General features: G+C 70.9%; 24 protein-coding genes. 16 read left to right on the top strand and 8 right to left on the bottom strand.

Features of this window, described 5'->3' with window-relative positions; translation table 11 throughout:
* Window positions 1-96: 96 nt before the first annotated feature.
* On the top strand, window positions 97-1,065 hold the full coding sequence (locus AB0N16_RS33545) for a threo-3-hydroxy-L-aspartate ammonia-lyase (RefSeq protein ID WP_365803356.1): 969 nt from the start codon (window positions 97-99) through the stop codon (window positions 1,063-1,065).
* 238 nt (window positions 1,066-1,303) lie between these two features.
* Here the strand turns inward: AB0N16_RS33545 and AB0N16_RS33540 are convergent, their stop codons facing one another.
* Together AB0N16_RS33540 and AB0N16_RS33535 are read right to left on the bottom strand one after the other, a co-directional pair.
* Window positions 1,304-1,696 (bottom strand): SCO5389 family protein, encoded by a 393-nt coding sequence (locus AB0N16_RS33540; RefSeq protein ID WP_365803354.1) that lies wholly within the window; start codon window positions 1,694-1,696, stop codon window positions 1,304-1,306.
* A 52-nt stretch (window positions 1,697-1,748) separates the two neighbouring features.
* Window positions 1,749-2,708, bottom strand: coding sequence for an ATP-binding protein (locus tag AB0N16_RS33535; protein ID WP_365803352.1), 960 nt, complete (start codon window positions 2,706-2,708; stop codon window positions 1,749-1,751).
* A gap of 252 nt (window positions 2,709-2,960) precedes the next feature.
* Here AB0N16_RS33535 and AB0N16_RS33530 point away from each other — a divergent pair, with 252 nt between their 5' ends.
* The 4 genes from AB0N16_RS33530 (at window position 2,961) to pqqB (ending at window position 6,059) form a co-directional block, all read left to right on the top strand.
* Window positions 2,961-3,086, top strand: coding sequence for a hypothetical protein (locus AB0N16_RS33530; RefSeq protein ID WP_365803612.1), 126 nt, complete (start codon window positions 2,961-2,963; stop codon window positions 3,084-3,086).
* 440 nt (window positions 3,087-3,526) lie between these two features.
* Window positions 3,527-3,928, top strand: a complete 402-nt coding sequence (locus tag AB0N16_RS33525; RefSeq protein WP_362564950.1) for an SseB family protein — start codon at window positions 3,527-3,529, stop codon at window positions 3,926-3,928.
* A 65-nt stretch (window positions 3,929-3,993) separates the two neighbouring features.
* The gene (locus AB0N16_RS33520) at window positions 3,994-5,106 is read left to right on the top strand and encodes a hypothetical protein (RefSeq protein WP_365803350.1); all 1,113 of its coding nucleotides are present in this window, start codon (window positions 3,994-3,996) and stop codon (window positions 5,104-5,106) included.
* A 62-nt stretch (window positions 5,107-5,168) separates the two neighbouring features.
* Complete coding sequence (pqqB, locus tag AB0N16_RS33515) at window positions 5,169-6,059, top strand: pyrroloquinoline quinone biosynthesis protein PqqB (protein ID WP_365803348.1); 891 nt, start codon at window positions 5,169-5,171, stop codon at window positions 6,057-6,059.
* On the opposite strand, the gene AB0N16_RS33510 is transcribed toward pqqB, so the two are convergent.
* The 6 genes from AB0N16_RS33510 to AB0N16_RS33485 all read right to left on the bottom strand — a co-directional run bounded on the left by AB0N16_RS33510 (window position 6,056) and on the right by AB0N16_RS33485 (window position 11,323).
* Complete coding sequence (locus AB0N16_RS33510) at window positions 6,056-6,457, bottom strand: MarR family transcriptional regulator (RefSeq protein WP_365803346.1); 402 nt, start codon at window positions 6,455-6,457, stop codon at window positions 6,056-6,058. The two genes, pqqB and AB0N16_RS33510, sit on opposite strands and share 4 nt — an antisense overlap.
* Before the next feature lie 99 nt (window positions 6,458-6,556).
* The gene (locus tag AB0N16_RS33505; RefSeq protein ID WP_365803344.1) at window positions 6,557-6,907 is read right to left on the bottom strand and encodes a VOC family protein; all 351 of its coding nucleotides are present in this window, start codon (window positions 6,905-6,907) and stop codon (window positions 6,557-6,559) included.
* 240 nt (window positions 6,908-7,147) lie between these two features.
* Window positions 7,148-8,182 (bottom strand): LacI family DNA-binding transcriptional regulator, encoded by a 1,035-nt coding sequence (locus AB0N16_RS33500; protein ID WP_365803342.1) that lies wholly within the window; start codon window positions 8,180-8,182, stop codon window positions 7,148-7,150.
* The gene (locus AB0N16_RS33495; RefSeq protein ID WP_365803340.1) at window positions 8,179-9,084 is read right to left on the bottom strand and encodes a carbohydrate ABC transporter permease; all 906 of its coding nucleotides are present in this window, start codon (window positions 9,082-9,084) and stop codon (window positions 8,179-8,181) included. The genes AB0N16_RS33500 and AB0N16_RS33495 overlap by 4 nt, the downstream gene beginning before the upstream one ends.
* Window positions 9,081-10,007, bottom strand: a complete 927-nt coding sequence (locus AB0N16_RS33490) for a sugar ABC transporter permease (protein WP_365803338.1) — start codon at window positions 10,005-10,007, stop codon at window positions 9,081-9,083. Before AB0N16_RS33490 ends, AB0N16_RS33495 begins: the two co-directional genes overlap by 4 nt.
* A complete protein-coding gene (locus AB0N16_RS33485; RefSeq protein ID WP_365803336.1) occupies window positions 10,004-11,323 on the bottom strand; it encodes an extracellular solute-binding protein in 1,320 nt (439 codons plus the stop codon). The genes AB0N16_RS33490 and AB0N16_RS33485 overlap by 4 nt, the downstream gene beginning before the upstream one ends.
* A 240-nt stretch (window positions 11,324-11,563) precedes the next feature.
* On the opposite strand from AB0N16_RS33485, the gene AB0N16_RS33480 reads away from it, so the two are divergent.
* From AB0N16_RS33480 to AB0N16_RS33430, 11 genes are all read left to right on the top strand, one after another.
* Window positions 11,564-13,585, top strand: a complete 2,022-nt coding sequence (locus AB0N16_RS33480; RefSeq protein WP_365803333.1) for a beta-galactosidase — start codon at window positions 11,564-11,566, stop codon at window positions 13,583-13,585.
* Window positions 13,586-13,734: 149 nt separating this feature from the next.
* Window positions 13,735-15,294: a glycosyl hydrolase 53 family protein gene (locus AB0N16_RS33475; protein WP_365803593.1), complete on the top strand. Its 1,560-nt coding sequence runs from the start codon at window positions 13,735-13,737 to the stop codon at window positions 15,292-15,294.
* Window positions 15,295-15,506: 212 nt separating this feature from the next.
* Entirely contained in the window at window positions 15,507-15,794 is a 288-nt protein-coding gene (locus AB0N16_RS33470; protein WP_365803331.1) for a helix-turn-helix domain-containing protein, read from the top strand.
* 29 nt (window positions 15,795-15,823) lie between these two features.
* Window positions 15,824-16,777, top strand: a complete 954-nt coding sequence (locus tag AB0N16_RS33465; RefSeq protein WP_365803329.1) for an SMP-30/gluconolactonase/LRE family protein — start codon at window positions 15,824-15,826, stop codon at window positions 16,775-16,777.
* Between the two features lie 68 nt (window positions 16,778-16,845).
* Entirely contained in the window at window positions 16,846-17,307 is a 462-nt protein-coding gene (gene crcB / locus AB0N16_RS33460; RefSeq protein WP_365803327.1) for a fluoride efflux transporter CrcB, read from the top strand.
* On the top strand, window positions 17,304-17,570 hold the full coding sequence (locus tag AB0N16_RS33455; RefSeq protein WP_365803325.1) for a DUF190 domain-containing protein: 267 nt from the start codon (window positions 17,304-17,306) through the stop codon (window positions 17,568-17,570). The genes crcB (AB0N16_RS33460) and AB0N16_RS33455 overlap by 4 nt, the downstream gene beginning before the upstream one ends.
* A complete protein-coding gene (gene crcB / locus AB0N16_RS33450) occupies window positions 17,567-17,941 on the top strand; it encodes a fluoride efflux transporter CrcB (RefSeq protein WP_365803323.1) in 375 nt (124 codons plus the stop codon). The genes AB0N16_RS33455 and crcB (AB0N16_RS33450) overlap by 4 nt, the downstream gene beginning before the upstream one ends.
* A 72-nt stretch (window positions 17,942-18,013) precedes the next feature.
* Window positions 18,014-18,850, top strand: coding sequence for an undecaprenyl-diphosphate phosphatase (locus tag AB0N16_RS33445; protein WP_365803321.1), 837 nt, complete (start codon window positions 18,014-18,016; stop codon window positions 18,848-18,850).
* A 171-nt stretch (window positions 18,851-19,021) separates the two neighbouring features.
* Window positions 19,022-19,699, top strand: coding sequence for a FadR/GntR family transcriptional regulator (locus AB0N16_RS33440; protein ID WP_351736505.1), 678 nt, complete (start codon window positions 19,022-19,024; stop codon window positions 19,697-19,699).
* Entirely contained in the window at window positions 19,696-21,135 is a 1,440-nt protein-coding gene (locus AB0N16_RS33435; RefSeq protein ID WP_365803319.1) for an amino acid permease, read from the top strand. The genes AB0N16_RS33440 and AB0N16_RS33435 overlap by 4 nt, the downstream gene beginning before the upstream one ends.
* A 43-nt stretch (window positions 21,136-21,178) precedes the next feature.
* Window positions 21,179-22,195 carry an asparaginase gene (locus tag AB0N16_RS33430; RefSeq protein WP_365803317.1) on the top strand — a complete coding sequence of 339 codons (1,017 nt, stop codon included), beginning with the start codon at window positions 21,179-21,181 and terminating at the stop codon, window positions 22,193-22,195.
* Window positions 22,196-22,328 lie beyond the last annotated feature (133 nt).

Below are 22,328 nucleotides of genomic sequence, written 5' to 3'. Positions count from 1 at the left end.
CCGTCCAGATGATAGACAATAATTCCATGCGGTCGGCGTCGAACGGCTCTGTCCGACGCCCATCCGGCGCCCGGCGGCGCCCAGAACGGAGGACGAATGCCCGACACCCCGCCCGTGACCCTCCAGGACGTGCAGGACGCGGCCGCGCGGATCAAGGGAGTGGCCCACCGCACCCCCGTGCTGCGCTCGCGCACCCTGGACGAACTGGTCGGCGCGGAGGTCTTCCTGAAGTGCGAGAACCTCCAGCGCATCGGCGCCTTCAAGTTCCGGGGCGCCTACAACGCCGCGTCCCGGCTCTCCGCCGAGCAGCTGGCCAAGGGCATCGCCGCCTACTCCTCCGGCAACCACGCCCAGGCCGTCGCCCTCGCCGCCCGCGAACTCGGCACCACCGCCGTGATCGTGATGCCCGAGGACACCCCGCGCGCCAAACTGGAGGCGACCGCCGGATACGGCGCGGAGATCGTGACGTACGACCGCTACACCGGCGACCGCGTCGCCATCGGCGAGGCCCTCGCCGCCGAACGCGGACTCGCGCTGGTCCCGCCGTACGAGCACCCGCACGTGATCGCCGGACAGGGCACCGCCGCCCTCGAACTCATCGAGGAGGTGGGTGAGTTGGACGCCCTGGTGGTACCGGTCGGGGGCGGTGGACTGATCGCCGGCAGCGCGACCGCCGCGAAGGGGCTGCTGCCCGGGATCCGCGTGGTCGGGGTCGAGCCCGAAGCCGGGGACGACACCAAGCGGTCCCTGGCGGCCGGGCACCGGGTGTCCATTCCCGTGCCGAGGACCATCGCCGACGGCCAGGCGGCCGACATCCCCGGCGAGCTGACCTTCTCCGTCAACCGGCGCCTGGTGGACGACATCTCACTGGTGAGCGACGACCAGATCCGGGACGCGATGCGGTTCGCCTTCGAGCGGATGAAGACCGTCGTCGAACCGAGCGGCGCCAGCGGCCTGGCCGCGCTGCTCGCCCACCGGGTGGCGCCGCGGCCGCGCCGGATCGGGGTCATCCTCTCCGGCGGCAATGTGGGCGCCGAGCGGTTCGCCGAGATCGTCGCCGGCTGAGCGGCCATGCCGGCCCGGGCGGCCGGGGCAAGGCAGCGGGCTCCTGGGGGACGGTGCGGGGCCAGGAGTCTGCGAGCTACCGCGGCGGTTGAGGGCGCCCCGCCGCTGACCGTCCTCCCGGAGCGCGCGCTGACGGCGGTGCGGCGCGTGGTCCAGGAGGACGAGTCGGGCCATCGGCCCACTCCCTGACGGCGGAGTTCGCGCGGCGGTCGAGGCGTCGCTTCCTGACCGCCCAGTTTCAGCAGTCGCGGAACTCCGGTGACTGGTTGAGGATCTGCGAACGCGCCGAGGTGAAGCGGGTGTGGGTCTCGCCGCCCCGCGCCTCGGGCGGGAACACCGCCACCCGGTGGCAGTTCTGGAAGGCGAGGGCGACCCCGAAGTGCCGCTCCAGGCCGGCCCGGATCGCGTCGGAGGACAGCGCCCGCAGCAGCTGCCCGCGCTCCTTCTCCGACGGCGGCGGGTTCTGGTTGTCGGCGAACTCGCGGGTTCCGTCGTGCAGTTCGGCGGTCAGCCGGGCGATGAGCTGGTACGCGTACGGCAGCGACGTACGGACGGTTTCCACGAAGTCCTCCTCCCGCACCACACCGTTCTCGGCTTCGGCGAGCAACCGCGGGGAGACGTCGAGCGACATAGGGCTGTGTCCTGTTCTGTTGGAGGTGGGTGGATCGAGAGGGGAGCGGGCTTCAGGCGAAGGCGGGCAGGGCCGCCGGTCCGTGCCGGAAGTCCGGGTCGACCTGGGCGGCCAGATCCTGGCCGGTGGCCGCGTTCGCCCAGGCGGTGGCGTTGCGCAGATGGAACTCCACGGCGTGCCGCTGGAAGGCGTCCCAGTCCTTGGCCCGTGCGTCCACGGCGGTGCGCAGCCGGTCCATGGCCCGGGAGTTGTGCGGCTCCAGCGCACCGCCGCCCCGGCCCTGCTCCTGGGCGCGGACATACGACGACAGCTCGCAGTGGGCCAGCAGGTCCTCGCCCACCCGCTCCCGCAGGAAGGCGAGGTCGTCCGCGCCGGTCACCTTGTTGCCGACCACGGCGACCGGGATGCCGAACTCGGCCGCGTGGTCCCGGTACTGGCGGTACACGGAGAGGCTCTTGCGCGTCGGCTCGACCACCAGGAAGGTCATGTCGAAGCGGGTGAACAGACCGGAGGCGAAGGCGTCGGCGCCCGCCGTCATGTCGACGACGACGTACTCGCCGGGTCCGTCCACCAGGTGGTTGAGATAGAGCTCCACCGCGCCGAGCTTGGAGTGGTAGCAGGCCACCCCGAGGTCGCTCTCGGCGAACGCCCCGGTGACCATCAGCGGCACCCCGCCGACCTCCTGGACGTGGTGGGAGTGCACCTCGTCGTCGCCGAGCAGGCGCAGCAGCCGTGAGCCGCGCCCGGGCGGGGTCGTCTTGACCATGGCCTCCCGGGACGGGATCCGGGGGTTCGTGCCGCGCAGATAGTCCTTGATCGCACCGGTCCGCGCGCTCAGCGGCGGCGCCGTGAACAGCTCGTCCTCGTCGAGGCCGAGGGCGTGGGCCAGGTGCTGGTTGATGTCGCCGTCGATCGCGACGACCGGCGCGCCGGACCGCGCCAGCCGACGGGTGAAGAGGGCCGACAGGGTGGTCTTGCCGCTGCCGCCCTTGCCGACGAAAGCCACACGCATCGCTAGCCGCCCGTCCTGTTGAAAATGGATGTCATGATCATAGATTGGAGAGGGTGCCGGGCGGTGTCAAATCGGGGTGACCCAATCGGGTTGCGGTCCGGGGGAGTTGGGGGAGCCCGAGATCCGGTGGGCGGTGGCCGCCGCTGCCGTTCCGGGCCCGCTGAGCGCCGCCCGCCCTGAGCGCCCTGCCATGCCCCCCCGTCGGCGGCAGACCTAGCCTCCAGCCAACACACCTGGACGGATGGGCCGACGATGGCGGACGCACGGGAACCCGGCCGGCAGCTCCAGCTGGAGACCCACGGCCTCGACGTGATCGGCGACGCCGACCGCAAGGACACCCCGCGCACGCTGATCTGGCCCTGGTTCGGTGCGCACTAGGCTTCGCCGCGGGACCCTGGCGCTGAGCCGCGGCCGGATCCGCGCGCAGGAGACCCGGGCCGCGACCACTGCGCCGCCGGCATGACCACCCGGCCCGGCCTGCGGTCCGCACGACCACCCCGCCCGCCCTGCGCGCGGCCCGCACCACCACCCCGCCCGGACCGTCAGCCGCGATCGCCACACGGCGCGTCCTACAAGAAGCCGCCCCCGCACCCCCCGTGTCCCCAGCCCCGCACGGCCCGGGCCCCCCACATCGCCCGCACCTCGCACCGCGCCCACCTCGCCCCCGTCCCGCCGTCATCCGGGCGCGGAGCTGCCGTTCGGTCGCCCGGGGGAAAGAGTCCGGACGCATGCCCCGGCCCCGTTCGGGTACGCGTGCCGTGGCCGCCCGGTACCCGCCGGTCCCTGCGGCCCGTACCACCACTACCTGGGGATCTGTCATGGAGACACCCGCACACGACGACTTTCCGACGCCGGCCCAGCGGGCACTCGACACGCTGGCCGTGAACGCCGAGGACCGTGACGCACTGGACACGCTCGCGCACAGCGACGTGCTGGTCCCGGTGCCGGACGACGCGGCGGAGGCCGCCGACCCCGCCATGATCGCGCTGCCCGTCCTGGAACGCCCTGACGGCGACCCCGTCGTCCCCGTGTTCACCTCGGAGGGAGAGCTGACCGGCCTGCTGCCGACGGTCTCCCGCTACCGCCTGGTGCCACTGGGCGCACTCGCCCAGCAGTGGCCCGAGGACAACCTGTCGCTCGCCATCGACGGCAGCTCGACACACGCGCTGACGCTCACCTCCGAGGGCGTACGCACCCTGCTGGCCCGGCCGATGGGCTGACGGCCTGACGGGCCGATAGAGGGTCCCGGTCACCGGGAGATCGCCGTGCGGGCCAGAATGGCCCCATGGAATGGATCTCCGGGGTGGCCGGGGGACTGGTACTGATCCTGGTCCTGCGCAGCATCCTGCGTACCCTCGTGGTCCCCCGGGGCCTGTACTCCGTGCTGGTGTACCGGCTGTGGTGGACCCTGCGCAAGCTGCTCTGCCTCACCGCGCGCGGCCGCGATTACCGGGCCATCGACCGGGCGGAGACCTGGCTCGCCCCGCTGATGCTGATCGGCATGCTCGCCGCCTGGCTCGGCGGGGCGTTCCTCGGCTTCGGCCTGCTGCTGTACGCGTTCTCCCCGCTGTCCTGGAGCATCGCGTTCCGGGAGGCCGGCTCCAGCCTGTTCACCCTCGGGTTCGCCAGCGGCGCCCGGCTGCGGCTGTCCGCGCTCGACTTCGTCGCCGCCGCCACCGGCCCCGTCGTCATCGCCTTGCAGATCGCCTACCTCCCCACCCTGTACGCGGCCTACAACCGCCGCGAACTGGAGGTCACCCTCCTGCAGTCCCGGGCCGGCGAGCCCGCGTGGGGCCCGGAGATCCTGGCCCGGCAGTGGCTGGTCGACACCGAGGTCGCGCTGCCCCAGCTGTACCGGGCCTGGGAGCGGCTGGCGGCTGACATGGGGGAGAGCCACGCCACCTACCCGGTGCTGCTGGCGTTCCGCTCGCCCCGCCCCTACCGCAGCTGGCTGGTCGGCCTGATCGCCGTCATGGACGCGGCCGCCCTGCAGCTCGCGCTCACCCCGCGCGCCGCCCCGCCGGAGGCCCGCCTGGTGCTGCGCGCCGGGTTCACCGCCCTGCGCGACATCGCCGCCTCGGTACGCGCGACCTTCGACGCCGACCCGCCCCCGGACGCCCCGATCGACCTGTCGTACGGCGAGTTCGAGGCGGCCGTGACCATGCTGGAGAAGAGCGGCTTCCGCGCGGAACGCGGCACGCGGGAGGCCTGGCCGCACTTCCACGGCTGGCGGGTCAACTACGAGGCCGTGGCCTACGAACTGTGCCGCCGGTGCGATGCCGTACCGGCGCTGTGGACCGGCGGGCGCGACTTCCCGTCGGAGCCGATCCCGCCCATGCGCCCGGTGGACCGGCAGCCCCCCGAAGGACGGCCGGAAGGTCCTCCCAGCCACGGGTAGGGCGGCCCATCCTGAGGGAAGATCCCAGCAGGGGCCGGGGAGACGGAGAGGGGCGGATCGTCGTGAGGGTCGTCCTGCTGGGCACCGCCGCGGGTGGCGGATTCCCGCAGTGGAACTGCGCCTGCGTGCTGTGCGCCGCCGCCCGGGACGGCAAGCTGCCGTCCCGTACCCAGGAGTGCGTGGCCCTGACCGGCAACGGCCGGGACTGGTGGCTGCTCAACGCCTCCCCGGACATCCGCGCCCAGCTCACCGCCACCGCGGTGCTCTGGCCGGGTCCGGGCCCCCGGGAGACGCCGGTGCGGGGAGTGCTGCTCACCGATGCCGAGGCCGACCACGTCACCGGTCTGACCGTGCTGCGCGGGGCACCGGACCTGAAGGTGTACGCGGCCCTTCCCGTGCGGACGCTGCTGGAGCCGGCCCGCGGCGCCCTCGACCGCTATGCCCCCTGGGAGTGGGCCGACAGCCTGGCCGACGGCGGTTTCGTGCTGTCCGGCGGCCTGGTCGTGACCGCCCACCCGGTGAGTGCCAAGGCCCCGAAGTACGTGCCGGCCGCGCTCGCGGCGGCCGACGGCCGCTGGGTCACGGCGTACCGCATCGAGGATCTGGCCACCGGAGGAGTCCTGCTCTACGCGCCCTGTGTCGGCGCCTGGAGCGACACGCTCGACGAGCTGTGCGCGGAGGCCGACTGCGTGCTGCTGGACGGCACCTTCTTCACCGCCGACGAGATGGGTACCACGGTCCGCTCCGGACCCGGGCAGGCCGCCATGGGCCATCTCCCGGTCTCCGGTCCGCACGGCAGCCTCGCCGCCCTCGCCCGGCATCCCCGTACCCGCCGGATCTACACCCACCTCAACAACACGAACCCCCTGGTCGACCCGGCCTCGCGGGCCCGCGCCCAGCTGGCCGAGGAGGGCATCGAAGTCCTCCCGGACGGCATCGAGTTCGCGCTCTAGCCGACGGCCGGACCTGCGAGCATCCGCTCCAGGGCGGCCCGCTGCAGCGGTCGTACCTCTGCGTGCCGGGCACGGCCCTCGGCGGTGAGCGCGACCCACACGCCCCGCCGGTCCTCGACGCAGACCGACCGCTCCACCAGACCGTCCTTCTCGAGCCGCCCGATCAGCCGGGACAGTGCGCTCTGGCTCAGATGCACCCGTCCCACCAGGTTCTGCACCCGGCAGTGGTCACCTTCGGCGGGCGACTCGGTGGCCAGCAGGTCGAGTACCTCGAAGTCGCTCGCGCCCAGCCCGTGCGGGTGCAGCACCCGGTCGATCTCGCACATCGTGCGCGCGTGCACCGACAGGATGTCCCGCCAGCGTTCCTCCAGCCGGGCCTCGGCCGTCTTGACTGCCATACCCGCACCGTAGCACCGATCCGGCCAATCGTTGAGTGTGCAACTAGTGCGGGTGCAAGCAGGATTTCACAGGCCGTACGAGAGGGGGCGGTACGGCGGTCAGGCCACCGGGTCCTGAAGGAGCCCCACCATGTTCCCGTCGGCGTCCTTCACGGAGGCGACCAGCCGGCCGTTGCCGACGTCCCGGGCGTCCTGGACCAGCTCCGCACCCGCCGCCAGCAGCGCCGCGAGCCGCTCCCGCAGATCGGTGACGTGCCAGAACGGCGTCGGCCCGGTCAGCCCCTGGGCATGCCCGTTCGGGTCCAGGCCGACGTCCTGTCCGGCCGCCTTGTACCCGATGTAGTACGGCTCGTCGGCGAACGGCTCGACGCCCAGCAGGGCGGTGAACAGGGCCTTGGCCCGCGCCGCGTCCTTCACGGGGTAGATGATCGTCTGCACGCCTGCGGTCATGGCGTTCTCACTCCTCGGGGTCAGGGAACCGGCGCGTTTCGGCCGGTGAGCCCACGCTAGGACGGGGGAGGCCGCCGCGGCTTCTTCGATCCTGACCGGTTGCGGACTTCGGCGAAGGCGCCCACAGGGGCGCGGGGCTCTGCCTGATACGCGGCTGCCGCCGCGTGGGCGCGCCAAGCCCACGCGGCGGCAGCGCAGACGCCCGACGGCGGGCCCCGGCACCTCCGGACCGCGCCCGGCTCACGTCGACTCGCGCCGCACCAGTTCCGTCGGCAGGATCACCGCCGCCGGGTCCTCGCCGCCTATCTGGGCGAGCAGCAGCCGCACCATCTCGGCGCTGATGCGGTCATAGGGCTGGTGGATCGTGGTGAGAGCGGGGGTGGCCTCCATCGCGGCGACCGAGTCGTCGAAGCCACCGACCGAGACGTCCTCGGGCACCCGGCGGCCCGCACGGTGCAGCGCCGCCAGGGCTCCCTGTGCCATCAGGTCGGAGGCCACGAAAAGCGCGTCGAGGTCCGGGGCCTGCGCCAGCAACCGCTCGGCGCCCACCTCGCCGCTGGCCCGGCTGTAGTCGCCGGAGACGATGAGCCGTTCGTCGACCTCGATACCCGCTTCCGTGAGCACCTCCTGGTAGCCGGCGAGGCGATCGACGCCACCCGGGGTGTCCAGAGGGCCGCTCACCATGCCGATCCGGCGGCGGCCCCGCGACAGCAGGTGCTGCACCATGTCGCGGGCGCCGTCCCGGTCGTCCGCCGCCACGTAACTCACCTTGGAGCCGGGCCCCATGGGCTTGCCGCACTGGACGAGGGGCACACCCGCGTCGCGCAGTTCCTCGGCGACCCGGTCACCGGAGTGACTGGACACCAGCAGCACCCCGTCGACGTGCCCGGCGGTGATGTACCGCGTGATGCGCCGCCGTTCGTCCTTCGTGCCCGCCAGCATCAGCAGCAGCGGGATGTCGTGCCCGGCCAGCGCCTGGGTGCAACCGCTCAGCAGCACGTTGAAGTTGGGGTCCTCGAAGAACCTCTCCTGAGGCTCCGTCAGCAGGAAGCCGACCGAGTCCGAACGTCCGGTGATCAGCGAACGGGCGTGCCGGTTCACGACGTACCCGGTGCGGCGGATGGCGTCGTTCACCGCCTGCTCGGCGGCGGGGCTGACGTAGTGCCCCCCGTTGAGCACACGCGAGACGGTCCCCCGTGAGACGCCCGCCTCGCGTGCCACGTCGTGAATCGTCGGCGGTCTGCGCCGGCCCCCCGCATTACTGCCCATGGTCATGACTTTACGGCCCCGGACAGCAGGTCAAGGCTCCAGAACCGCTGAATGACCAGGAACAGCGCGATCAGCGGCAGCACGGCCAGGAACGCCCCGGTGATCACCAGGGTGTACAGCGCCGGAGTGTTGGCGCCCTGCTCCAGGAGTGTGTAAAGGCCGAGGGTGAGCGGGAACTTCTCGTCGTCGCTGAGCATGATGTACGGCAGCAGGAAGTTGTTCCAGACGGCCACGAACTGGAACAGGAACACCGTGACCATGCCGGGGATCATCATCGGCATCGCGATCCGCGTGAAGATCCGCCACTCGCTGGCCCCGTCCATCCGCCCGGCCTCGACCACGTCCGTGGGCACGGCCGCGGCCGCGTAGATACGGGAGAGGTAGACGCCGTACGGGGAGAGGATCTGCGGCAGCAGCACGGACAGGTAGGAGTCCGTGAGGTTCGCCTTGGCGAGCAGCAGGTACTGCGGGATGGCGAGGATGACCGGGGGCATCAGCACGCCGGCCAGCAGCACGTTGAAGATCGACTCGCGGCCCGGGAAGCGGTAGGTGGCGAGGGCGTAGCCGCTGAAGGCGGACACGCAGGTCGACAGCAGGGCGCCCGCACCGGCGTACAGGGCGGAGTTGCCCATCCAGCTCCAGTAGATGCCCTCGCGGTAGGCGTCGAGGTCCTTGAGGTTGTCCAGGAACCCGGTGCCCGGCAGGAAGGTGAAGGTGGAGAACAACTCGCTGCCTGACTTGGTGGAGGCGATCACCACCCAGGCCACCGGGAGGAGCGTGTAGATCGCGCCGAGGAGCAGCGTGAGCGTCGGGATCAGGGCGATCCGGCGGCGCAGCGGCGGCCCCTGGGCGGTACCGGGCGTCGTACCCGCGGCCGGGGCGGTCTTGCGGACGGCAAGAGAACTCATCCTGCTGCCTCCTGCTTGTTGCGGCGGTTCGCGGCCCGCAGGAACCCGAAGGACAGCACCAGTGTGGCGAGGGCGATGAGGGTCGCCTCGGCCGCCGCCGAGTAGATGTCCCCCTTGCGGAAGGCGTCCTCGTACACCTTCATCAGCGGACTCCAGGTCGTGTTCACCGAGTTGGTGAGGGGCTTGAGGGTGGTCGGCTCGTTGAAGACCTGGAGCGTCGCGATGATCGAGAAGAAGAAGGTCAGCACCAGCGAGGGCGCCACCATCGGAATCTTGATCCGCAGGGCGGTCTGCAACGGGTTGGCGCCGTCCAGCTTGGCCGCCTCGTACACCTCGGCCGGGATGGACCGGAGCGAGGTGTAGATGACGATCATGTTGAAGCCGGTGCCGCCCCAGACCGCGATGTTGGACAGCGCCAGGTACAGCGGCCCCCCGTCCAGCAGGTTCGGCTGTGGCAGGTGCAGCTTGGCGAGCACGTAGTAGAAGGGGCTGACGTCCGGCAGGTACAGGAAGCCCCACAGCAGCGCGGCCACCACGCCCGGGATGGCGTACGGCAGGAAGATCGCGAGCCGGGTGAAGGGGGCGAGGCGGACCCGCTCGGAGTCGAGCATCAGGGCGAACAGCAGGGCGAGGCCCAGCATCACCGGGACGACGATGCAGCCGTAGCCGAGGACGCGCAGCGCACCGTCGAAGAACTCGTTGTCGGTGAGGGCGTCCTTGTAGTTCTCCAGGCCGGCCCAGACCTCGCTGCGGGCGCCGGCGCCCAGGCCGAGCCCGGAGACGTGCACCTTGCGGAAGCTGAGCCAGACCGCGTACCCGATGGGCAGCGCGAAGAACAGGGCGAAGAGGATCGCGGCGGGGATGAGGAAGGCGTACGGGGCCCCCTTGACCCCGTACGACCTCCGGCTGGTGGGGCTGGTCACTGAGAGACCTCGAAGCCCTGCTTCTTCATGTCGGCGACCGTGGCGTCCTGCATCTTCTGCAGGGCGGCGGCGAAGTCCGACTTGTTCTTCGCGGCGGCACCGAACGCGTCGTTGAACGACGTGTAGGCGACGTTCACGTTCGGGCCCCACGCGGAGGGCGCGGTCGTCTTCGCGATCTCGGCGGCCTTGGTGTAGAAGTCCGCCTGGTTCGAGAAGTACTCCGGCGGGCTGGAGAAGGCGCCGCTGAGCTGGGCCGAGGTGGACGCCGGGTAGATGCCGCCCTCCTTGGCCAGCGCGTTGAGCGCGTCGCCGTCGGTGTTCAGCCAGGCGGCGAACTTGGCGGCGGCCTCCTGGTGCTTGGAGTCGGTGGTGACGGCGGTGGAGGAGCCGCCCCAGCTGCCGGTGACGTCCTCGGACGCGGACCACTGGGGGAGCGGAGCCATCGCCCACTTGCCCTTGGTGTCCGGCGCGGCCGTGGTCAGCGTGCCCGGCGCCCACACCGCGGAGACCCAGGCGATCTGCTTGCCGGTGTTCAGCGCCTTGTTCCAGGCCGGGGTGTACATCGGCTGGTTGTCGATGGCGCCCTCCTTGACCAGCCCGCCCCAGAACTTGGCCACCTTCTGGGTGGCCGCGTCGTCGATGGCGACCTTCCACTTGTCGCCGGAGGTGGTCCACCACTTGGCGCCGGCCTGCTGGGCGAGGCCCGCGAACAGGCCGGAGTCGTTGGCGGAGAACGTGGTCAGGTCGGTGTCGGGCGCCTTCTTCTTCAGCGCGCGGGCGGTCTTCGCGAACTGGTCCCAGGTGGTGGGGACGGTCAGGCCGTACTTCTTGAAGAGGTCCGCGCGGTAGTAGAACATCATCGGGCCGATGTCCTGCGGCACCGCGTACACCGCGTCCGTACCCAGCGTGACCTGCTGCCAGACACCGTCCGCGAACTTGCCCTTGGCGTCACCGACGTTCTTCGATATGTCGGCGACGGCGTCGTTGCTGACCAGCGTCGGCAGCGCCTGGTACTCGGCCTGCACCAGGTCGGGGCCGTTCTTCGCCTTGTGCGCGGTGAGGATCTTGGTGACCAGCGTGTCGCCGGACGCCTGCTTCTTCACCGTGACGGTGATCTGCTCCTTCTTGCCCTCGCCCTTGTTCCACAGGTCGACGACCTTGTCCATACCGGGCGCCCAGGCCCAGTACGTCAGCGAGACCGGACCGGAGTCGGCCTTGCTGTCGTCGTCGGACGAGCCGCAGGCGGCGAGGGCGGTGGCGCCGAGCGAGACGGCGACGGCGGTTGTCACGAGGCGGCGGCGCTTCGTGTGCGGCATGGATCTCTCCCCTGACCTGGGTCCCCGCCCGTCGCGGGAACCTGCCGTGCAGATGTTGTGTGAGCGTTCTCAGACCCGGATCATCGCCCGTCGCGAGTCCGTGTCATGCTCTGTGAGCGTTCACAGTAGAGAAACATCCCGGACACTTGTCAATGGTTGTTGCTGTGCGGTTATGTTGGGCTCACGCCACGATCGTTGTGTGTGAACGTTCCCAAATGATCGATTAAACGGGAGAGATCCATGCCGGACACCACCCCCAGGGGCCTGACCAGGCTCGCCTTCGGTGGGGACTACAACCCCGAGCAGTGGCCGGAAACCGTCTGGGACGAGGACGTCCGGCTGATGCGCGAGGCCGGGGTCACGATGGTGAGCGTCGGGATCTTCTCCTGGGCCCTGCTGGAACCCGCGCCGGGGGAGTACGACTTCGGCTGGCTCGACCGGGTCGTCAACCTGCTGCACGAGAACGGCATCCGCGTCGACCTGGGCACGCCCACGGTGGCGCCGCCCGCCTGGTTCTACCGGGCCCATCCCGAGGCCCTGCCGGTGACCGCGCAGGGCGTGCGCTACGAGTTCGGCTCACGCGGCGCCATCTGCCACAGCAACGCCGACTACCGCGCGGCGGCGGCCGACATCACCACCCGCCTCGCCGAGCGCTACGGCGACCACCCGGCGCTGGCGATGTGGCACGTCCACAACGAGTACGGCGTCCCCGTCTCGGCCTGCTACTGCGACTCCTGCGCCGCCCACTTCCGCCGCTGGCTCGCCGACACCCACGGCTCGGTCGGCGCGGTCAACGAGGCCTGGGGCACCGCCTTCTGGGGCCAGCACTACACGGACCTGGCGCAGATCAACCCGCCGCGCGTCACCCCGACCGTGGGCAACCCGGGCCAGGCCCTCGACTACAAGCGGTTCACCGACGCCACCATCCGCGAGAACTTCCGTGCGGAGCGGGACATCCTGCACCGCCTCTCGCCCGGCGTCCCGGTGACCACCAACTTCATGACCGCCCTCAGCCAGTGCGACTCGATCGACTACTGGGCCTGGGGCCGCGAGGTCGACCTGGTCACCAACGACCACTACCTGATCACCGACGGCCGCCGCACCCACGTCAACCTCGCGATGGCCGCCGACCTCACCCGCTCCGTGGCCGGCGGCGCGCCCTGGCTGCTGCTGGAGCACTCCACCTCGGGTGTGAACTGGCAGCCCCGCAACCCGGCCAAGGCCCCCGGCCAGATGGCCCGCAACTCCCTGGCCCATGTGGCCCGCGGATCCGACGGCGCGATGTTCTTCCAGTGGCGGCAGTCCCGGCGCGGCGCCGAGAAGTTCCACTCCGCGATGCTTCCGCACGGCGGCACCGGGACCCGGGTGTGGCGCGAGGTCGTCGAACTGGGCGCATCCCTCGACTCGCTGGCCCAGGTCAAGGGCGCCCGCACCCAGGCCGACGCGGCCGTCCTGTGGGACTGGCAGTCCTGGTGGGCGCAGAACCTCCAGTGGCGCCCCAGCGAGGACCATGACCCGCGCGAGCGCGCCGACGCCTTCTACGAGGCCCTCTACGACCGCCACCTCACGGTCGACTTCGCCCACCCGGAAAGCGACTTGTCGGCCTATCCCCTTGTCGTCGTACCGGCCCTCTACCTGATGACGGAGGCGGCCGGGAACAACCTCAGGGAGTACGTCGAGAACGGCGGCACCCTGGTCGTCTCGTACTTCTCCGGGATCGTCGACGAGCACGACGCCGTGCACGAGGGCGCCTACCCGGGCCCGCTGCGCGACGCCCTCGGCCTCACCGTCGAGGAGTTCTCGCCCCTTCTCCGGGACCAGCGGGTGCGCCTCACCGGCCCCGACGGCTCCGAACTCACCGGCGACGTGTGGACCGAGTTCGTCGTCCCGGGCGCCGCCGAGACCGTCTGGACCTACACCGACGGCCTCACCGCCGGCCACCCGGCCGTCACCCGGCACCGGCTGGGGGAGGGCACCGCCTGGTACGTGTCGACCCGCCTGGACGCGCACGGCCTCGACGCCCTGCTCGGCCGGGCCGCCGAGGACGCCCGGATCGCGCCCCGCGCCGACCTGCCCCGCGATGTCGAGGTGGTCCGCCGCTCCGGCGAGTCCGGCACCTTCCTCTTCGCCATCAACCACACCGCCACCGACGCCAAGGTGCCGCTGGAGGCACACGGCACCGAACTGCTGACGGGCGAACGCGCCGCGGGCCGCCTCGCGGTCCCCGCGGGCGCCGTCCGGGTCGTACGACTCGACGGCTGAGCCCCGGCCGCGGACCGGGCCGCCGCACCCGGGTCCGCCGAGACTCCCCTCCGCCCGCGAGTGCCACGAGAGCCGTGGGCGGAGGGGCCTCCTCCGGCCCCGCCGGAGGACACCCCTCCCCAGTCACGTCGAAGGGACGACGGACGATGATGTTCCATCCCAGACGCACCATCAGAGCCCTGCTGCTGCCGCTGCTGGCAGGACTCGCCCTCACCGCCCTCCCGGCGCAGACCGCCCAGGCGGCGAGCACCCTCACCAACGCCGGCTTCGAGTCGGACGGTGCGGGCGTGGCCACGCCCACCGGCTGGTCGGAGTACGGCGACACGGGCGCCTCGTACACCGAGTCCGGCGGCCACAGCGGCAGTTACCGCCTGAGCCACTACTCGGCCTCCGCCTACAAGGTGGAGACGTACCAGTACCTGTCGGGTCTGACCAACGGCAACTACACCCTCACCGCCTGGGTCCGCTCCAGCGGCGGGCAGAACTCCGCCTACATATCCCTGAAGAACTGCGGCAGTTCGGAGCAGCGGACCGACCTGCCGGTCTCCACCGGCAGCTGGGTGCGGATCGTCACCTCGATCGCGGTCACCGGCAACCAGTGCACGATCAGCATCAACTCCGATGCCAACGCGGGCAACTGGATCAACGTGGACGACCTGACCTTCGCGTCCGGCTCGACCGGCCTGGCCATCAAGGGCGCCGACATCTCGTCACTCGCCAAGAGCGAGGCCAAGGGCGGCGTCTACAAGACCAGCTCCGGCACCACCGGGGACGCGGTCACCATCCTCAGGAGCGCCGGCATGAACTACGCGCGCCTGAAGGTCTGGGTCAACCCGGCCGACGGCTACAACGACAAGGCGCACGTCCTGGCCGTGGCCAAGCGCGTCAAGGCGGCCGGCATGAAGCTGCTGGTCGACTTCCACTACTCGGACAGCTGGGCCGACCCGGGCAAGCAGACCAAGCCCGCCGCCTGGTCCGGCCACTCCTACAGCCAGCTCAAGACCGACGTCTACAACCACACGTACGACGTCCTCAACGCACTGAAGGCGCAGGGCACCACCGCCGACATGGTGCAGATCGGCAACGAGATCAACGGCGGCATGCTCTGGTCCGAGGGCTCCACCGACAACTGGTCCCAGCTCGCCGGCCTGATCAACTCCGGCTACAGCGCGGCCAAGGCGGTCTCCTCCTCCACCCAGGTCGCCCTGCACCTGGCCAACGCGGGCGACGACGCCACGGTCCGCTGGTGGTTCGACAACGCCAAGACCTACGGCATCAACTACGACGTGATCGGGCTGTCGTACTACGGCTACTGGCACGGCTCGCTGGCCGCCGCCCAGACCACCCTGGACGACGTGGCCTCCCGCTACGCCAAGCCGGTCTTCATCGCCGAGACCGCCTACCCGTTCACCCTCGCCCAGGACGACTCGCTGGAGAACCAGATCGACACCAGCGGCGAACTGGTCACCGGCTACCCGGCCACCGCGGCCGGTCAGCTGGCGTGGATGAACGCCGTCGCGAACATCGTCGAGGCCGTCCCGAACGGCCGTGGCCTCGGTGTCTTCTACTGGGAGGCGACCTGGACCGCCGTCACCGGCAATGGCTGGGACCCGACCGACGCCACCTCCGGCAACGGCTGGGAGAACCAGGCCCTGTTCGGCTACGACGACAAGGCGCTCTCCTCCATGGCGTGGTTCAGCCACCGCTGAACCACCACAGACGAGGGGCCCGGCCGTTAGGGGACGGTCGGGCCCCTCCCCTGTCCGGGGCGGGGCGCGACGGCAAGGCCCTCCTCGGCCGATCGCGTACGGCCGTTCGGTCTCGGACAACGCTCATCGAGTCCCTGACGTGGGGGCTTCGGCTGCGGAACAGTGGGAAAAACGCACTACGAGGAGGCAGGGGACGGACGGAGGCCGGTCGGATGCTGAGGAACTCCAAGAGCGTGAGCCGCCTGGACATTCTGGACTGGCTCAAGGATCCGGCGGCCCACTTCCCGCCCCAGCGTCACGTGGACCTCAACGAGAACGGCGTCACCGTCCGGGCCGTCGCGGTCAAGCTCGGCGTCTCCCGCAAGGTGGCCGGCGCCCATCTGGGCATGCTGACCCGGCTGGGGCTGCTGCGCACCCGGCGCATCCGGCACCGCACCTACTACCGGCGTGACGAGATCCGGATCGCCGAGGTGGCCCGGATGTTCGAGAAGGGCTGGTGAGACCGGTTAGGCCTGTCAGTATGGGAGTCATGGACCGACCTGCGCGCCTCGTCCCCCTCCACTACGTCGCCATCGGCGGCCGCGGCCCGGAGGACGTGGTGACGGATCCGGACGGCGGAGTCCTGACCGGCGTCGAGGACGGCCGCATCCTGCGTCTGGACGGGCTCGGCGACCCGGACACCGCCCGGGTCCGCGAGCTGGCCCGGACCGGCGGCCGCCCCCTGGGCCTCGAACTCCTCCCGGACGGCGACCTGCTCGTCTGCGACGCGGAGCGCGGCCTGCTGCGCGTCGGCCTCGCCGACGGTGCCGTCCGCGTCCTCGCCGACTCGGTCGAGGGGGAGCCGCTGCGGTTCGCGAGCAACGTGGTCGCCCTGCCCGACGGCACCGTGTACTTCACCGCCTCCAGCCGCCGCTTCCCGCTGGACCGGTGGATCGGTGACATCGTCGAGCACAGCGGCACCGGCCGCCTGCTGCGCCTCGCGCCCGGCGCCCACACCGCCGAAGTGGCCTGCGACGGCCTCCAGTTCGCCAACGGGCTGGCCGTGAGCGGCGACGGCACCTTCCTGATCGTCGCCGAGACCGGCGCGTACCGTCTCACCCGCTACTGGCTCACCGGCCCGCGGGCCGGCCGCGCCGAGTTCTTCGCCGAACTCCCCGGTATGCCCGACAACATGTGGCGTGACGGGGAGCTGATCTGGGTGGCCCTGGCCGGTCCGCGCAACCCGCCGCTCGACCTCTTCCACCGCACCCCGCCCGCCGTCCGCCGGGCCGCCGCGCGCGCCGCCGTACACGCGCCCTACCGCCCGGCCGGCACCATCGCCGTGGTGGCCCTCGACGACCACGGCAGGGTCGTCCACCACCTCGCCCGCCACCACGCCGGCTTCCGCATGGCCACCAGCGTCTGCGTGACCGGCCGCCACCTGGTCCTCGGCAGCGTCTGGGAGCCGGGTGTCGCGGTCTGTGCGGCCCCCACCGCGAAGTGAGGGCCGGTAGATCCGGCGGTACCCTGGTGCACCCGTCGGGGCGGTGCCGAACAGGAGACCTACGACCCATGACAGCCCCGGAAGCCGAGAGCCCCCAGGTCCAGCCGAGTCACAGGCGGCGGCTGGAATGGCGTGCCGAGGCACCGGTCGTCGCGGTGGTCGCCGCCGGCGGCGCGATCGGAGCGGTGGCCCGCTATGCACTCGCCCTGGCGCTGCCCACGGCAGCGGGCGGATTCCCCTGGGCGACCTTCTGGACGAACGTCATCGGCTGTGCGGTGATCGGCGCGTTCCTGGTTCTGATCACCGAGGGGCTCCCCGCGTACCGCCTCGTCCGCCCCTTCTTCGGCACCGGCGTCCTCGGCGGCTTCACCACCTTCTCCACCTATGCCGTCGACATCCAGAAACTGGTCGACCACGGCCGGCCCGCCACGGGCCTGGCCTACCTCGCCGCGACCCTGTGCGCGGCCCTCGCCGCGGTGTGGTGCGCGGCCACCGTGACCCGCCGTGCCCTCTTCCGGAGGCAGCGATGACGAGACTGACCGGCCGAGCCCTGCGCCTGACGGTCCGCATCGGCGAGGACGGCACCTGGCACCACAAGCCCCTCCTGAGCGAGGACCTGCCGGTGACGGTCGGCGTCGTGGACACGGAGGAACGGATCCGGGCGTTCCTGCCCCAGCTCGACGAACTGGTGACCGAGGGCCTCGTCACCCTGGACGGCTGCGAGGTCATCAGATACGTCGGACGGGACACGAAACCCAGCAAAACGGACCTGAAGGGTAAGAAGTCGTTGTGAACTGGCTGTTGGTCGTCGCCGGTGCCGTCGTCGGTGCTCCGCTGCGCTACCTCACCGACCTCGCCGTGCGGGCCAGGCACGACTCCCTCTTCCCCTGGGGTACCTTCGTGGTCAACGTCATCGGCTGCCTGATCCTGGGCCTGCTGACCGGCGCGGCCTCGGCGGGCGCGGCGGGCCCCCACCTCCAGTTGCTGCTGGGCACCGGGCTGTGCGGGGCGCTGACGACGTACTCGACGTTCTCCTACGAGACCCTGCGGCTGACCGAGACCGGTGCTGGGCTCTACGCTGCGGCCAACGTCGTCGCGAGCGTGGCGACGGGGCTCGGGGCGGCCTTCGCCGGAGTGGCGATCGCCCAGGCGGTGTGGGCCTAGGACTTGCCTCACACCCGCGCGTTGTAAGACTGTCTACAGCACTGTCGACCAAACTCTGCAGAACTGGATCCCATGAGCGCCATCTCCGTCGGTCAGGCCGCCATCCTCGGGGTAGTCGAGGGGGTGACCGAGTTCCTCCCGGTGTCCTCCACCGGCCACCTCAAGATCACCGAGGGACTCATGAACATCCCCGTCGACGACCAGTCCGTCGTCGGGTTCTCGGCTGTCATCCAGGTCGGTGCCATCGCCGCCGTGCTGGTGTACTTCTTCAAGGACATCCGGCGGATCGTCTCCGCCTGGGGCCGGGGGCTGGTCAACAAGGAGGAGCGCTACCACCACGACTACAAGTTCGCCTGGTGGGTGATCGCCGCGACCATCCCGATCGTCCTGGTGGGCCTGGCCGCCAAGCCGCTGATCGACGGCCCGCTCGCCTCGCTCTGGGTGGTGGCCGGCTCGCTGATCCTCGGCTCCGGTGTGATGTGGGCGGCCGACCAGATGGGCCGCCACAAGCGTGGTGAGGACGACACCTCCTTCGCGGACGCGATGTGGGTCGGCTCCTCCCAGATCCTCGCCCTGCTCTTCCCCGGCTTCTCCCGCTCCGGCGCCACCATGTCGACCGCCCTCATCCGGGACCTGGACCGGGTCGCCGCGACCCGTCTCTCCTTCTTCCTCGGCATCCCGGCCCTGACCGGCGCGGGTCTCTACGAGCTCAAGGACGCCCTGGGCGCGGGAGTCGGCGCCGCTCCGCTGGTCGTCGGCACGGTCGTCTCCTTCGTGGTCGCCTACGCCTCCATCGCCTGGCTGCTGAAGTTCGTCGCCAAGCACTCCTTCAACGCCTTCGTGATCTACCGGATCGTCATCGGCCTGACCCTCTTCGGGCTGCTCGCCACCAACACGATCAGCGCCTGACCTCGTCATCGCTCCGCCACGGGGTGTGACGCCTGGGCATTCAGGTGTCGCACCCCGTGAATGTTTCCTTTCCGGAAACCTTGACAGTCTCGTCCCGCAACCCGGAACATCTCACTCGTGAACCTGTCAGACAGCCGGACAGCCGGACAGCCTCCACGGCGCGTGAGTGCCATGGAGGCGGTACTGGCGCATCTGCGCGGCGCCATCGAGCGTGGCGAGTACGCCGTAGGCGACAAGCTCCCCTCCGAGGCGGAGCTGTGCCGCACCCTGGAGGTCAGCAGGCCCGTCCTGCGCGAGGCCCTGCGGGCCCTGCAGACGATGGGCCTGACCGTCTCCAAGACCGGCAAGGGCACCTTCGTCGTCGCCAGCGCCGTCGAGGACCCCACCTTCGGCGACTACGCGGCCAGCGACCTGCTCGAAGTGCGCCGGCACATCGAGATCCCGGTCGCCGGGTACGCGGCGCTGCGCCGCACCCCGGAGAACCTGGACCACCTGGCCCATCTGCTCGACCGCATGGAGCGGGAGACGGACACCACCGCGTGGGTCGCGATGGACACCCTCTTCCACCTCGCCGTGGCCGAGGCCGCCCAGAACCCGGTCTTCCGCCGGGTCATCGAGGAGATCCGGGACGCACTGGCGCGTCAGTCGGCCTTCCTCAACGAACTCGGCGGCCGCCGCGAGCAGTCCAACCGGGAGCACCGGGCCATCGTCGAGGCGCTGATCGACGGTTCCGAACCCGACGCCGTGGACGCCATGAGCCACCACCTGGACCGCGTCGAGACGACCCTCACCCACATCGTGCGCCCCGCGCGCACGGACGAGCACACGGAAGGCGGAACCGAGGCGTGAGCGAACAGCACCTCAAAGACGAGACGCGCCCCTCGTCCCGTCACGTCGACGCCGGAGACCACGGCTACAGCAAGTCGCTGAAGCACCGGCACGTCAACATGATCGCCATCGGCGGTGCCATAGGCACCGGCCTCTTCCTCGGCGCCGGCGGCCGCCTCGCCGACGCCGGCCCCTCCCTCTTCGTCGCCTACGCGGTCTGCGGGGTCTTCGCCTTCCTCGTCGTACGCGCCCTCGGCGAACTCGTCCTGTACCGCCCCTCCTCCGGCGCCTTCGTGTCGTACGCCCGGGAGTTCCTGGGCGAGAAGGGCGCGTACACCGCGGGCTGGATGTACTTCCTGAACTGGGCGACCACCGGCATCGCCGACATCACCGCGGTCGCCACCTACACGCACTACTGGGGAATGTTCTCCGACATCCCGCAATGGTTGATCGCATTGATCGCCCTTGCCGTCGTGTTGACCGTCAATCTGATCTCGGTCAAGATCTTCGGCGAACTGGAGTTCTGGTTCGCGATCGTCAAGGTCAGCGCGCTGGTGATCTTCATGTGCATCGGCATCTTCCTGCTGGTGACCCAGCATCCCGTGGACGGCGCCGCCCCCGGCCCCTCCCTGATCACCGGCAACGGCGGCGTCTTCCCCAACGGTCTGCTGCCCATGCTGCTGATCATCCAGGGCGTGGTCTTCGCCTACGCGTCGGTCGAACTGGTCGGCGTCGCCGCGGGGGAGACCGAGAGCCCGGAGAAGATCATGCCCAAGGCGATCAACTCGATCATGTGGCGGGTCGGCCTGTTCTACGTCGGCTCGGTCGTCCTGCTGTCGATGCTGCTGCCCTGGAACAAGTACACGGCGGGGGAGAGCCCCTTCGTGACCGTCCTCTCCCACGTCGGCATCCCGGCGGCCGGCGGCGTGATGAACCTCGTCGTCCTCACCGCCGCCATGTCCTCCCTCAACTCCGGCCTCTACTCCACCGGCCGCATCCTGCGCTCCATGGCCGTCAACGGCTCCGCCCCCGGGTTCACCGCGAGGATGAGCCGCAGCCAGGTGCCGTACGGCGGCATCCTGCTGACCAGCGGAATCTGTGTGCTCGGCGTGGGCCTCAACTTCGTCGTCCCCGCCGACGCGTTCGAGATCGTGCTGAACTTCGCGGCGATCGGCATCCTCGCCACCTGGGGCATGATCATGCTCTGTCACCTGCTCTTCTGGCAGAAGACCCAGAAGGGTGAACTCACCCGTCCCGGCTACCGACTGCCGGGCTCCCCCTGGACCGAGATCGTGACGCTGGCGTTCCTCGCCTCCGTCCTGGTCCTGATGTGCGCCGACGGCGGCGCCGGACGCACCACCGTGCTGTGCCTGCCGCTGATCGTCGCCGCGCTGGTCGCCGGCTGGTACGCCATCCGCGGCCGACTCGCGCGCCCGTCCGCCGGAACCGACGCGTGAACCGCGAACCGGTCCGTCCCGACTCACCCGAGACCAGGCAGTGATGTACAGCAGTTCCCCCGCGGCCGCACCCGTCGTCCGTGAGCCCCTCCACGCCCCCGTCGCCCACCTCATACGCGGCGGGGTCGTCGAGGGCATCCACTACGGTTCCGTCGTCGTCCTCGGCCCCGACGGCCGGGTCGAGTTCCAGCTCGGCGACATCGAGGCCGCGTTCTACCCGCGCTCGGCCCTCAAGCCCGTCCAGGCCGTGGCCATGCTGCGGGCCGGGCTGCCGCTCGACGGCGAGCTGCTCTCCCTGGCCGCCGCCAGCCACTCCGGCGAGGAACGCCACCTCGCCGGCACCCGGCGGATCCTCGACCTCGCCGACCTCACCGAGGACGACCTGCGCAACATCCCCGACCTGCCGTACGACCCCGCCGTGCGGGACGCCTGGGTGCGGGCGGGGCGGGAGCCGTCGCGGCTCGCGCAGAACTGCTCCGGGAAGCACGCGGCGATGCTGTGGACCGCGCAGCTGAACGACTGGTCGCTCGACGACTACCTGGAGCCGGAGCACCCGCTCCAGCAGGCGATCGCCGAGATCGTCGAGGACCTGTCCGGGCAGCGCATCGCGCGGACCACCGTGGACGGGTGCGGGGCGCCGCTGTTCGCCATCTCCCTGCACGGGCTGGCCCGGGCCCTGTCGCGGATCGTGACCGCCGCGCCGGGGACGCCGGAGGCGCGGGTCGCCGACGCGATGCGGGACCATGCCGAGATGGCGTCCGGGGCGGGCCGTGACGTGGCCGCGCTGATGGCGGCCGTGCCGGGGCTGCTGGCCAAGGACGGCTTCGAGGGCGTGCAGGTCGCCGCGCTGGCTGACGGCCGGGCTGTGGCCGTGAAGATCGCCGATGGCGCGAACCGGGCGCGGATTTCGGTGGCGGCGGCCGCGTTGGCGCGGGCCGGGGTCGATCCGGAGCTGCTGACCGAGTTCGCCGGTGAGGCGTTGCTCGGCGGCGGGCGGGAGGTCGGGCGTGTGCGGCCCGTTCGGTCCCTGGAGCCGGTTGCGGTTTCGGCCTGCGCCTAGTGGGTCGGGCCGACTTGTCGGTCGGCGGCTGGGGTCCGTGGTGAATGGTCGCGCAGTTCCCCGCGCCCCTGTCGGGGCGCCTCAGTCACGGTCCTGAAAAATCACTCCCTCCGAAAGAGGAATTCCTACCCTC

This window comes from Streptomyces sp. NPDC051105 (assembly GCF_040682795.1).
Lineage (GTDB): Bacteria > Actinomycetota > Actinomycetes > Streptomycetales > Streptomycetaceae > Streptomyces.
The sequence above is the reverse complement of the archived record's forward strand: the minus strand, read 5'-3'. Positions and strand labels throughout refer to the sequence as shown.